The following is a 12618-nucleotide window of genomic DNA, read 5'->3' on the forward strand; positions in this document are numbered from 1 at the left end:
CCGGTCAGGCGGGGAGCTGGCGGCGGAGCAGGCTGTCGCCCGAGTGGGCAGGCTTGTCGTCGAACTGCTCCTTGGAGATGTCGACGATGACGTAGCCCTGGTCGATCAGGCCTTGCGTGACCGGGAACGCGCGACTCGCCGGGCTGCAGCACTCCGACGGAAACCATGCGCTTGCCGTCGGCGTTGATGAGCCAGACCTCCAGGTAGCCGTTGCCGGCATCGAGCGGGCGAGCCGGCACGACTCGGAGGTCGAGTCCGTTCGCGGCGCGGACGAGCGTGGCCCTCGCGTTGCTAGCTGTCGAGCGTCGACAGCGGGACCTGGGCGACCTGGGCGACCTGAGCGGGCTGCCCGCGGTCGGGACGGCCAGGGCGCCGGCCAGGGCTGCGACGACGGGGACGAGATGACGCTTCTTCACGGGTCTGTCCTCTCTGCGGGGGAGCGACGGCGTCGTATGCCGTCTGCTCCCTCTTCCGAGGACGCCCCCGTCAGGGATGCACCCGCCGAGAACTTTCTTGTGGCGGCCCGCGTCAGAGGTGCGCGTCGACCGCCTCGGCCGTCCGCTGACCCGAGACCAGGGCGCCCTGGATCGAGGCGGTGTCGCGATGGTCGCCGCAGACGAAGACGCCGTCCCCGAGCGCAACCGGAGCCCGGACCGCCAGCGGCGGGGTCATCGCCGGCAGGGCCGCGTCGACCCGGTGGCGGATGACGACGCGCCAGCCGGACGTGTCGCAGCCGTAGATCTCGCCGACGTGGCGCAGGACGTCCGCCTCCGGGGCGTCGCCGTCCGGCCGGTCGAGCAGGCACGTCGCCTCGACGAGGTGCTTCGTCGGCGGGGCGTAGCTGGGGGCGGCCGCGGTCAGGACGGCGGTGTTCCAGACGGGACCGGGCGGGACCGAGTCGTGGCGACGCCCGTCGACGGCGACGAAGGGCAGCGTGTGGGGCGGCTCCGGCGCCTCGAACCACCACGTGACCAGGCCCTTGGTCACCGGCTCGGGCAGCGTCGTCAGGTGTGCCGCACCGGCCGGGTCGGTCGCGACGACGGCGCTGCGCGCGCAGAGCCGTTGGCCGTCGACGCGGATGTCGACGCCGCCGTGGACGGGGGTGATGGTCTCGACGTGGCTCTGCAGCCGCACGCGGTCACCAAGCGGTCCGGCCACCTGCTCGGGCAGGGCCTGCATCCCCGTCGCCGGGACGGCTGGCCTGCCCAGCGCGAACATCCGCACGAGCAGCTTCGTGAAGTTGGCGGACGACCCACCGTGGCTGTCGACGAGCACACCCGCGAGGAACGGGTCGAGGACCTCGTGTCTCAGCCGGCCCGTGACGCCGGCCTCGTCCAAGGAGTCGGCGAGGGTCGAGTCTCGTTGTGCCAGAACAGTCTTGGGGTCCGCGATGACCCGGGCGGTCCACCGCGTGACGCCGGCCAGCTCGCGGGGATGGAGGTAGCCGCTGCGCATCGTCTGGGCCATCAGCCGGGGTTCGCGGATCGGGTCGGCGACGACCTGCAGGCCGTTGCTGCGGCGCACCAGCACCCCGGACCCGAAGGGCTTGAGGTCGAGCGTCGACACGTCCACCCACCGCCGCACCGCCGGGTAGGCCGGGTTGAGCACCTGGAAGCCGCGGTCACAGCGGAACCCGTCGACGACGTCGGTGCGGATGCGCCCGCCGACCGCGTCGCTCGACTCGAGGACGATGACCTCGTGACCCAGCTCGGTCAGACGCCGCGCGCACCTCAGCCCTGCCAGCCCAGCCCCGATGATGACGACGTCAGCGTCCACGAAACAACCACCCCCACTGCTCGAGTCCGACCCCCGTCGCAGCGTAGACCCCGCGTGGCCGTCGTGGGCCTACACCGTTGGAACAACGAGCGGTGACCCCGGCGCCCCGCCGGGGTCGGCCTAGCCGCGGAGGCGCACCGACAGGCAGGTGACGCAGCCCTCGAGCTTCTCGAACTCGGAGATGTCGACGGTCGTGACGTCGTGACCGCGGGCCGCGAGGAGCTGGGCGGTGCGCGGCGCCGACGCCGACATGAGCAGCGACATGCCGCCGAGCAGCACGACGTGCGCGCCCGACTCCTCTGGGACAGCGAGGAACTCGGGCCACACGGAGGGGTTGTCGACGAGCGGCGGATAGCCGAGGACGGTCCCGTCGGGAAGGGCCGTGACCGCCGACTTGAGGTGCAGCACCTTCGACACCGGGACCGGGACGACCTCGACACGATGACCGTTCAGGGCCCGGCGCAGCTGCTCCACGCCCGAGAGGTTGGTCCGCCCGCCGACGCCGACCCACACGGCGTGGCCGTGCTTGAGCACGTCCCCACCGTCGAGCGTCCCCGGGTCCTCGACCTCGACGGTGCGGTAGCCGTATGCCGTCACGGCCTCGCGCACGCCGACGCGCTCGCCGCGACGCTCGGGCGCACCGGACCGGCACAGCACCGCCACGTCACCGTGCACGACGACCTGGTCCTCGATGAAGACGCCGTCAGGGCAGTCGTCGGCCGGTGGCGCCTCGACGACCGACCAGCCGCGTCGGCGGAGCACGTCGACGTACTCCTGCCACTGCCGGAGGGCCAGCTCGCCGTCGACCGACCCGGAGCGCTCGATGTGCGTCACGATCCCGTCCGCGAGTCGGGGAGACGGACGGCGGACGAGGGCAAGGCGACGGTGCACGCGCTCACTCTAGGGGCGGCATACGGTGGAAGCGCCCGGGTGGATCGGCACCGGGCGACACCCCTCTCCTTATAGGGACTTGACCCTCACGCCACGTGAGGCAGCAGTCTCGACCCCATGACCGGAAGGACGCAGGAGATGACCACCTGGACGGTGGGGCAGGTCGCCGACCTCTTCGGCGTGACGGTGCGCACGCTGCACCACTACGACGAGATCGGTCTGCTCGTCCCGAGCGAGCGCTCGCGAGCGGGCTACCGCCTCTACACCGGCGGGGACCTCACGCGTCTCCAGCAGGTCGTGGTCTACCGGCGGCTCGAGCTGCCGCTCGACGAGATCGCGACCCTGCTCGAGGGCGGCGAGGACGCGGCCGGCCACCTGCGCCGACAGCGCGAGACGGTCATGCAACGGCTCGGCGAGCTCACCGAGCTCGTCGCGGCCATCGACCGAGCACTGGAGAGAGAGATGAGCGAGCAGCCCGCCACGACCGAGGACCTCAAGGAGCTCTTCGGTGACGGCTTCGAGGACGAGTACCAGCAGGAGGCCCAGGAGCGCTGGGGCGAGACCGACGCGTGGAAGCAGTCGCGGTCCCGGACCGAGCGCTACACGAAGGCCGACTGGGCGCAGGTCAAGGCCGAGGCGGACGCGATCAACGCGGCGTTCGTCGCCGCACAGACCTCGGGTGAGCCGGCGACGAGCGGACCGGCCATGGACGCGGCCGAGCAGCACCGGCTGCACATCCGCGACCGCTTCTACGACCTCGACCACACCTTCCACCGCGGCCTCGCCGACATGTACGTCGCGGACCCGCGCTTCACGAAGACGTACGAGGAGCTCGCGCCGGGGCTCGCGGCATACGTCCACGACGCGATCCACGCCAACGCCGACCGCCACGCGGCCGCCGACTGAGCACGGGACGCGCCTGACCGACAGGTGAACGCGGCGGGGGAGGGCGACCTCCCCCGCCGTAACCTTGTCGGCATGCGAGTCGGAGTCTTCGGTGCAACGGGTCAGGTCGGCGGGGTCATGCGTGCCCTTCTCGAGGAGCGCGACTTCCCGGTCACGCAGGTGCGGTTCTTCGCGTCCGCGCGCTCGGCCGGCACGACGTTGCCGTTCAAGGGCGAGGACGTCGTCGTCGAGGACTCGGCGACAGCCGACTTCTCCGGCATCGACATCGCCCTGTTCTCCAACGGCGGCGCGGCCTCGAAGGAGCTGGCGCCCAAGGTCGCCGCGGCCGGCGCCACCGTCATCGACAACTCGAGCGCGTGGCGCAAGGACCCCGAGGTCCCGCTCGTCGTCTCCGAGGTCAACGCCGCCGACCTCGACGACATCCCCAAGGGCATCGTCGCCAACCCCAACTGCACGACGATGGCCGCGATGCCCGTGCTCAAGCCGCTTCACGAGAAGGCCGGCCTCGTGCGCCTCCACGTCAGCAGCTACCAGGCCGTGAGCGGCTCCGGCGGGGTCGGCGTCCGCGAGCTCGACCGCCAGCTCAAGGGGGCGTATGCCGCGGGTGACCCCACCGGGCTCGCGCTCGACGGGCGCGCGGTGGCCGTCCCCGAGGCCGAGCTGTATGCCGTGCCCGTCGGTTTCAACGTCGTCCCGCTCGCGGGGTCGGTCGTCGACGACGGCTCGCTCGAGACCGACGAGGAGCAGAAGCTGCGCAACGAGTCGCGCAAGATCCTGCACGCCCCCGACCTGCGCGTCTCGGGGACGTGCGTGCGCGTCCCCGTCTTCACCGGTCACAGCCTCGCGATCCACGCGGAGTTCGCCGACGACATCACGCCGGACGAGGCGCTCGACCTGCTCAAGAACGCGCCCGGTGTCATCGTCACCGACGTGCCCAACCCGCTCGAGGCCGCGGGCCGCGACGAGGTCTTCGTGGGCCGCGTCCGCGCCGACCAGGCGGCGCCCGAGGGCAAGGGCCTCGTGCTCTTCGTCGTCGGCGACAACCTGCGCAAGGGGGCGGCCCTCAATGCGGTCCAGATCGCCGAGGAGCTGCTCGCCCGTCGCTGATGCGATGCGTCGCGTCCACCTTCGGACGGTGCGGGGACGGTTCCTGACGGTGGGGTCGCATAGGGTCGGAGGGTGACGGAGATCCTCGCGGCCGCGACCCACCGAGTCGACACTGCCCCCGGGCTCTTCGTGTGCTTCGAAGGCGGCGACGGGGCCGGCAAGTCGACCCAGGCGCGGCTGCTCGCCGAGGTGCTCGAGCAGCGCGGCCGCGAGGTCGTCGTGACCCGCCAGCCGGGCGGCACCCCGCTCGGCGGCCAGATCCGCGAGCTGGTCCTGCACGGCGACCACGTCGCGGCCCGCGCCGAGGCGCTGCTCTTCGCGGCCGACAAGGCGCACCACGTCGACCAGCTGATCAAGCCGGCGCTCGCGCGTGGCAGCGTCGTCATCACCGATCGCTACGTCGACAGCTCCATCACCTACCAGGGCGCCGGCCGCGAGCTCGGACGCGACGAGATCACCGCGCTGCAGCACTGGGCCGTCGGTGGACTGCTGCCCGACCTCACCATCGTCCTCGACGTCACGCCGGAGGTGGGGCGCGAGCGCCGCGGCGACGTCCACGACCGTCTCGAGTCCGAGGCCGACGCCTTCCACTCCGCAGTCCGCCGCGGCTACCTCGAGCTGGCCGCAGCCGACCCCGAGCGCTACCTCGTCCTCGACGCGAGCCAGCCGGTCGAGCGTCTGCAGGCTGCCGTGCTCGACGGCGTCGACCGCGTCCTGGCACTGCGTCGATGAGCGTGTCGATGAGCGTCTGGGACGACCTCGTCGGTCAGGAGCCCACCATCGAGACGCTGTCGCGCGCGGTGAGCGACGAGTCGGCGATGACGCATGCGTGGCTCTTCACCGGTCCGCCCGGCTCGGGGCGCTCGACGGCGGCCCGCGCGTTCGCGGCCGCCCTCCAGTGCCCCCACGGCGGGTGCGGACGGTGCCGCGAGTGCCGCACCGCCCTCGACGGCAGCCACGCCGACGTCAAGGTCGTGGCCACCGAGGGCCTGTCGATCAAGGTCGCCGAGGCCCGTGCGCTCGTCCAGGAGGCCGCCCTGCGCCCCTCCGTGGGCCGCTGGCGGATCATCATCATCGAGGACGCCGACCGTCTCACCGCCTACACCGACGCGCCCGCCGACGCCTTGCTCAAGGCGCTGGAGGAGCCGACCCCGCGCACGGTCTGGATGCTCTGTGCGCCGAGCCTCGAGGACGTCATCGTCACCATCCGCTCGCGCTCTCGCCACGTGCGTCTGCGCACGCCGCCGGTCGAGGCCGTCGCCGAGCTGCTCCAGCGTCGCGACGGCGTCGATCCCGCCATGGCGCTGTATGCCGCCCGCGCCGCGCAGTCGCACGTCGGCCTCGCGCGCCGGCTGGCCCGCGACGAGCAGGCCCGGATCCGCCGCCGCGACGTCATCGCCATGGCGACGAAGATCCTCGGCGTCGGCGACGCCATCGGCGCGGCCGCCGACCTGGCGCAGATCGCCGACGAGGAGTCCACCGCGTCCAGCGCCGAGCGCGACGCCGCCGAACGGGCCCGCCTCATGGAGACCCTGGGCGCCGACCCGACGGCCCGCACCCAGCCACCCCACATCCGCTCGCAGGTCGCAGCGCTCGAGCGCGAGCAGAAGACCCGCGCCACCCGCGCGGCCCGTGACGTGGTGGACCGGGCCCTGGTCGACCTCACGTCGGTCTACCGTGACGCGCTCGTGCTGCGCCTGCGCTCCGACGTCGACCTCGTCAACCCCGACGCCGTCGACAAGGTGCGAGCGCTCGCCGGGGTGTTCGGTCCCGAGCAGCTGCTCGGCGCGATGGATGCCATCAACGAGGCCCGGGACCGCATCAACGCCAACGTGCCGCCGCTCCTCGCCCTCGAGGCCATGGCCCTGCAGCTGCGCGTGCCGCGCGACCTCGGCGTGTGACGCGGCACCATGGAGGCGGGGGAGTCCTGCCCGGCCACGCGGCATACGGGCTCCCTGCGGTCACGACGCGAGCAGGAAGCGGCTGCGGACAGGTCGACCGGTTACCGTTTCCGGCATGACGACACGCCCTGCCGCGATCTCCCGCGCCCTCACCGCCGCCGTGGCGGCCCTGGCGCTGGTGCTGGCTGCTGCGGGCTGCACGACGACCGAGGGCCCGGTCGTGCCGCCGACGAAGGCGGGGATCCCCGCCGCCACGGCCGCGCCCACCCAGGCGCTCGCCCCCTACTACGCGCAGAAGTTGGACTGGACGAAGTGCGGCAACCTCGAGTGCGCCGACCTCCGGGTCCCGCTCGACCATGCCGCACCCGACCCCTCCAAGGACCTCACGATCAAGGTCGCGCGGGTCAAGGCCCGTGACCAGGCCAAGCGTCTGGGCTCGCTCCTCGTCAACCCGGGAGGCCCCGGCGCGTCCGGCATCGACTACGTCCGCGGCGGGGCCGACTCGATCGGCGGGCCGGACGTCCGTCGCTACTACGACCTCGTCGGTTTCGACCCGCGCGGCGTGGGGCGCTCCGACCCGATCAACTGCCTCAGCGACAAGGCGCTCGACCGTTTCCTCGCGGCCGACCCGACGCCCGACGACGCGGGTGAGGAGCAGGCGCTGCTGACGCAGGCCAAGGCGATGGCCGCCGGCTGCCAGGCCGACAACCCCGATCTCGTCAAGCACCTCTCGACGGCCGACGCCGCGCGCGACATGGACATCCTGCGGGCGGCCGTCGGCGACGCGCAGCTGAACTACCTCGGCAAGTCATACGGCACGTTCCTCGGCTCCACCTATGCCGGGCTCTTCCCGCAGCGCGTCGGTCGCGTCGTCCTCGACGGCGTCGTCCCGCCCGACCTGACCAGCGCCGAGCTCGGTGAGGGACAGGCCCGCGGCTTCCAGATCGCCACGAAGGCCTACATCGACAACTGCGTCGTCGAGGACTGCCCCCTCGGTGACACGCCCGAGGCCGCCCTCAAGGGCCTCGACGACTTCTTCCGGCAGGTCGACCGCCAGCCGCTGCCCACCGGCGACCCGAGCGCGCCCCTGCTCACCGAGGGGTGGGCCCGCCTCGGCGTCGCCGTCGCGCTCTACGACCAGGGTGCGTGGGGCGTGCTCACCGACGCGCTCAGGGAGGCGAAGTCCGGCAACGGCCAGAGCCTGATGCAGCTCGCCGACGCGTACGCCCAGCGACGCCCGGGGGGTGGCTACGACGGCAACCTCATGGAGTCGATCTTCGCCGTCAACTGCCTCGACCGGCCGGACAGCCCCGACCTGTCCGCGTACGAGACCTATGCCAAGGACTTCTCGGCCAAGGCGCCGACGTGGGGCGCGAACCTCGCCTGGGGAGCCCTGCCGTGTGGCGTGTGGCCGGTGAAGTCCACCGACGGCCCCCACAAGATCACCGCCGCCGGCAGTGACCCCATCGTCGTCGTCGGCACGACGCGCGACCCCGCGACGATCTACGAGTGGTCCAAGCGACTGCGCGACCAGCTCGACAACGCCGTGCTCGTGTCCTACGACGGCGACGGGCACACCGCCTACGGTCGGAGCAACACGTGCGTCGACAGCGCCATCGACGCCTACTACGTGCAGGGGCGCGTCCCCCAGGACGGACTGCGATGCTGAACGAGGACCCGCGCCCCGACGACCTCCCGGACGGGCCGACGGGGTATGCCGCCCTGCCGCCCGACTACCCGCCGCCCACCGCGAGCGCCGGCGGGTCCGGCGCGTCCGGCGGATCCGGCAGGGCGATGCAGGGTCGTTCGTGGCAGCGACCGGTGCTCGCGGCTGTCGCCGTGGTGGCCGTCGTCGCAGCCGTCGTCCTCGCCGTCTGGCGCATCGGCAACCCGACACCCGCCGCGCAGCCGCGGGTTCCCGTGACCTCGTCGGGCACCGCGACCCCGAGCCCGTCGAACGTGACTCCCTCCCCGAGCAGCACTGCGGGACAGGGCTATCCGGCCTCGCTCGCGGACTTCTACACCCAGAAGCTCGACTGGTCCCCGTGCGCCGACAACGCCAAGCACCGGTGCGCCACCATGGTGGTGCCGGTCGACTACGCCAAGCCGAAGGGTGACCGCTTCACCCTCGCGCTGCGCAAGGCGCCGGCCACCGACCCGGGCAAGCGCATCGGTTCCCTCGTCATCAACCCCGGCGGGCCCGGAGGCTCGGGTGTCGAGTACGCCCAGTACGCGTCGTTCGTCTTCTCACCCGCGGTGCGGGCGGCATACGACATCGTCGGCTTCGACCCGCGGGGCATCGGAGCGTCGAGCCCCGTGCAGTGCCTGAGCAACTCCGACATGGACCTCCTCTTCAGCGCTGATCCGACGCCCGACTCGGCGGCCGAGCGCTCGACGCTGCTCGCGGACGTCGACGGCGTGACCAAGCGGTGCGCTGCGCGTGGCGGGGCCCGGGCGATGCACATGAGCACCACCGAGGTCGCGCGCGACATGGATGTCATGCGGGTGCTCCTGGGCGACCCCAAGCTGAACTTCTTCGGTGGCTCCTACGGCACGTTCCTCGGGGCCATCTATGCCGACACGTTCCCGCAGAAGGTCGGCCGGATGGTGCTCGACTCGGCGATGTCGCCGAACCAGACGGACGAGCAGGAGATGACCTACGACATCCAGGGCTTCGAGTCCTCGATCGACGCCTTCATCGGCTGGTGCGTCACGCGGAGCGACTGCGCCCTCGGCAGTGACAAGAGCAGCGCGCGCCAGAAGATCGTCGACCTGCTCGACCAGGTCGAGAAGCACGGCCTGATGACGAGCAAACCGGGTCTGGCGACGATCGGGGAGGGCTGGGTCGGCTTCTCGATCTTCATGTGCCTCTACTCCAACACGTCGTGGCCGACCCTCAACAAGGGGCTCGCCCAGGCGTTCACCGGCAAGGGCGACATCCTCTTGGCCAAGGGCATGTCGGTCGTCGAGCGGAACATCACCGGCGACTACGCACCGAGCACCTATCTGCAGGCGATGATCCCCGTCCGGTGCGCGGACTGGCCCCGGTTCACGTCGGACCCCACCCTCGCGGCGGAGCAGAAGTCGGCCAAGGCGGCCCACCCGCTGTGGGCCCGGATGACCGGCGAGCTCTACGACAACTGCCGCACCTGGCCGGCCCCCGGACGCACCCCCAAAGGCACGACCCTGGCGCAGGGCGCCGGCCCGATCCTCGTCATCGGCAACTTGCGCGACCCGGCGACGCCCATCGGTGGCACGAAGCAGCTGGCCCAGGACCTCGCATCGGGCATTCTTCTCACTTCCGACCATGACGGACACGGGACCTACTACGCTGGCAACTCGTGCGTGGACTCCGCCGTGGACGGCTACCTGCTCAGGGGAACGGCGCCGGCCGACGACATGACCTGCTGAGCCGACTGCTCGCTCCTCTCGTCTCCCTCGCGATCCTCGCGACCCTCCTCCTGCTCGCCACCGGGCCCTCTCACGCGCCCGGTGCCGCCTCGTCCGGCGGCACGAGCAGTCCTCCCGCGACGTCTGCCGCTGCCTCGGGAGGCGCCGCCCGCGACCGGCCGGGCACGACGCCGATCAGCTTCACCGGCCCGGTCGATCCCGAGCCGACCGAGCTCCGCGCCTACTACGGCAAGCGAGTGGCGTGGGCGTCGTGCCACGACGACGCGGCCTTCGACTGCGGGAGCGTCCAGGTCCCGGTCGACTACAGGCAACCGAACGGCGCGAGGACGACGATCGCGCTGCGCCGGCTGCCGGCCGCCGGGCCGGGACCCCGCATCGGGTCGCTGTTCATCAACCCCGGAGGCCCGGGCGGCTCGGGCATCGACTTCGCCAGGGACGCGCCGACCTTCTTCGGCGACGCCGTGCGCGCACGCTACGACATCGTCGGCTTCGACCCGCGAGGGATGGGGGAGTCCGACCCGGTCCGATGCTTCACCGACGCCGACCTCGACGCGATGTATGCCGCCGACCCCACCCCGGACACCGCCGCCGAACGGGCCGCCGCGCAGCGAGCCCCTGCAGAGCGCAACCGGCGCTGCCTCGCCAGCGGCGGCGCCCTCGCGGCCCGGATGGGCACGGAGTTCGTCGCCCGAGACCTCGACGTCCTGCGCTCAGCCGTGGGCGACGAGCGGCTCAACTACTACGGCGTCAGCTACGGCACCATGATCGGCGCCGTCTACGCCGACTTCTTCACCAGCAGGGTGGGGCTCATGGTCCTCGACTCCGCCGTCCTGCCCGACGCGCTCGCGGAGGAGAAGCCCAGCCAGCAGGACATCGATGCCAGTGCGCGGGGCGCGGCCGACGACTTCGACAACGCCTTCACCGACTTCGTGACCGACTGCGGCTCGAGCATCACGTGCCCGCTGGGCGCGGACACCCCCGCGGTGTCCCGCACCCTCGTCGCGTTCCTCGACCGTCTGGACAGGCAGCCGCTCGAGACGGGTGAGGCCAGCCTGCCCCACCTGACCGAGGGCTGGGCGAGCGCCGCGATCGGGTTGGGGCTGGAGACTCGGGAGGCATGGCCGGACCTCGTGGACGCCCTGGACACGGCCGTCCACCAGGGCGACGGCGCGGAGCTGGCCTTGTTCGCCATGAGCATGGTCGAGCGCAACGAGGACGGGACCTACGCCCCCACCTCCTTCACTCGTTCGCACCTGCTCGTGACCTGCTCCGACTGGCCGCCGTCGCCGTGGGACTCGGCGGTGCCGAGCCACGACGTCCTGGCCAACCACCCCCTCTGGGCCCGCATCCAACCGCCGTCGACCGACCCGTGCGACGGGTGGACCGGCGTGCGCCGCGAGACGCTGCTCGTGGGAGCCGAGGTGTCGACGCCCGTGCTCGTCATCGGCAACGACGGGGACCGGACGACTCCCATCGAGGACACCGAGGCCCTGGCCGGGGAGATCGTCCGGTCCCGGTTCGTCACCGTCTCGGCGGAGGGCCACGGCGCGTACGGCACCGGCAACGACTGCGCGAACGCCGTCGTCGACGACTACCTGGCCCGGTTCGAGGCGCCTGAGGGCGACTTCCGGTGCGGGGCGTGAAGCGTCCGTCGACCGAGCAGTCCCTACCGTTCTCGCACGGGCCGGTCCGGTCCGTCAGTCGGTGGAGACCCGGACCACGATCTTGCCGGCCGTGTGGCCTTCCGCGTTGAGCCGGAAGGCGTCTGCCAGCTGCTCCAGCGGGAAGGTCTGGGCGATCGGCACGGACAGCGCACCGTCCTCGATGAGCCTGGTCAGGTGGGTGAGCGCGTCGCCGTCGGGACGCACCCAGACGTAGTGGCCCCCGGCTTCGGTGACCGAGGCGTCGGCGATGGAGCCGTGGCGGCCGCCCTCGGCGAGGACGGCAGTCGTGACGTCGAGCACGTCGCCGACGAAGTCCGCGACGGCGTCCACACCCTCGGGGGCCAGCGCCCGGACGCGCTCCACCACCCCGTCGCCGTATGCCACCGGGTCGGCCCCGAGCTCACGGAGGCGGTCGTGGTTGCGCTCGGACGCGGTCCCGATGACGCGGGCTCCGAGCGACCGGGCGATCTGGACCGCCAGGGAGCCGACGCCGCCGGCGGCGGCGTGCACGAGGACGGTGTCGCCCGTGCCGACCTCGAGGCGCTGCAGCAGCCGCAGCGCGGTGAGTCCGGCGAGCGGCAGCCCGGCTGCCTCGTCCCACGACATCGAGGCCGGCTTGCGGGCCAGGGCCCGCACCGGGACCGTGACGAGCTCGGCGAACGTGCCACCGTGGACGTAGTCCTTGCGCGCGTAGGCGAGGATCTCGTCACCGGGAGAGAACTCCGGGGTGTCGAAGCCGACGGCCTCGACGACGCCGGCGACGTCCCAGCCCGGCACGACCGGGAAGCGCACGTCCATGACGGGATCGAGCCCGCCCGACATCAGCTTCCAGTCGACCGGGTTGACCGATGCCGAGCGCACCCGCACGAGCACCTCGCCGGGCCCGACCTTGGGTCGCGGCTGCTCGGTGAGGGCGAGGTTCTCCGGCCCCCCGTAGGTCTCGTAGGTCATGGCGCGCATCG

Annotated in this window: 11 protein-coding genes and 1 pseudogene; 7 read left to right on the plus strand and 5 right to left on the minus strand. The window is 72.2% G+C overall.

Annotated elements, in window-relative coordinates:
* Window positions 1-4: 4 nt before the first annotated feature.
* From AB4030_RS10555 to ddaH, 4 genes and pseudogenes are all read right to left on the minus strand, one after another.
* Window positions 5-220, minus strand: a complete 216-nt coding sequence (locus AB4030_RS10555; protein WP_442279323.1) for a hypothetical protein — start codon at window positions 218-220, stop codon at window positions 5-7.
* Window positions 165-416 (minus strand): annotated as a pseudogene (locus tag AB4030_RS10560) (hypothetical protein); the annotation flags it as partial. The pseudogene AB4030_RS10560 and the gene AB4030_RS10555, both read right to left, overlap by 56 nt.
* A gap of 112 nt (window positions 417-528) precedes the next feature.
* On the minus strand, window positions 529-1776 hold the full coding sequence (locus AB4030_RS10565) for an NAD(P)/FAD-dependent oxidoreductase (protein WP_442279178.1): 1248 nt from the start codon (window positions 1774-1776) through the stop codon (window positions 529-531).
* A 120-nt stretch (window positions 1777-1896) separates the two neighbouring features.
* A complete protein-coding gene (ddaH, locus tag AB4030_RS10570; RefSeq protein ID WP_442279179.1) occupies window positions 1897-2667 on the minus strand; it encodes a dimethylargininase in 771 nt (256 codons plus the stop codon).
* A gap of 138 nt (window positions 2668-2805) precedes the next feature.
* Here ddaH and AB4030_RS10575 point away from each other — a divergent pair, with 138 nt between their 5' ends.
* The 7 genes from AB4030_RS10575 (at window position 2806) to AB4030_RS10605 (ending at window position 11635) form a co-directional block, all read left to right on the plus strand.
* Window positions 2806-3573, plus strand: a complete 768-nt coding sequence (locus tag AB4030_RS10575; protein ID WP_442279180.1) for a MerR family transcriptional regulator — start codon at window positions 2806-2808, stop codon at window positions 3571-3573.
* Between the two features lie 72 nt (window positions 3574-3645).
* A complete protein-coding gene (locus AB4030_RS10580) occupies window positions 3646-4680 on the plus strand; it encodes an aspartate-semialdehyde dehydrogenase (RefSeq protein WP_442279181.1) in 1035 nt (344 codons plus the stop codon).
* A 72-nt stretch (window positions 4681-4752) separates the two neighbouring features.
* Window positions 4753-5412 (plus strand): dTMP kinase, encoded by a 660-nt coding sequence (tmk, locus tag AB4030_RS10585; protein WP_442279182.1) that lies wholly within the window; start codon window positions 4753-4755, stop codon window positions 5410-5412.
* 8 nt (window positions 5413-5420) lie between these two features.
* On the plus strand, window positions 5421-6581 hold the full coding sequence (locus AB4030_RS10590; protein WP_442279183.1) for a DNA polymerase III subunit delta': 1161 nt from the start codon (window positions 5421-5423) through the stop codon (window positions 6579-6581).
* Window positions 6582-6696: 115 nt separating this feature from the next.
* Window positions 6697-8250, plus strand: a complete 1554-nt coding sequence (locus tag AB4030_RS10595) for an alpha/beta hydrolase (protein ID WP_442279184.1) — start codon at window positions 6697-6699, stop codon at window positions 8248-8250.
* Window positions 8244-9992 (plus strand): alpha/beta hydrolase, encoded by a 1749-nt coding sequence (locus AB4030_RS10600; protein ID WP_442279185.1) that lies wholly within the window; start codon window positions 8244-8246, stop codon window positions 9990-9992. Before AB4030_RS10595 ends, AB4030_RS10600 begins: the two co-directional genes overlap by 7 nt.
* Window positions 9923-11635, plus strand: coding sequence for an alpha/beta hydrolase (locus AB4030_RS10605; protein WP_442279186.1), 1713 nt, complete (start codon window positions 9923-9925; stop codon window positions 11633-11635). Before AB4030_RS10600 ends, AB4030_RS10605 begins: the two co-directional genes overlap by 70 nt.
* Window positions 11636-11689: 54 nt before the next feature.
* Here AB4030_RS10605 and AB4030_RS10610 read toward each other — a convergent pair whose 3' ends face one another.
* Window positions 11690-12616: an NADP-dependent oxidoreductase gene (locus AB4030_RS10610; protein ID WP_442279320.1), complete on the minus strand. Its 927-nt coding sequence runs from the start codon at window positions 12614-12616 to the stop codon at window positions 11690-11692.
* Window positions 12617-12618 lie beyond the last annotated feature (2 nt).

Origin of the sequence: Terrabacter sp. 2YAF2 (genome assembly GCF_052114705.1) — a bacterium.
Lineage (GTDB): Bacteria > Actinomycetota > Actinomycetes > Actinomycetales > Dermatophilaceae > Terrabacter.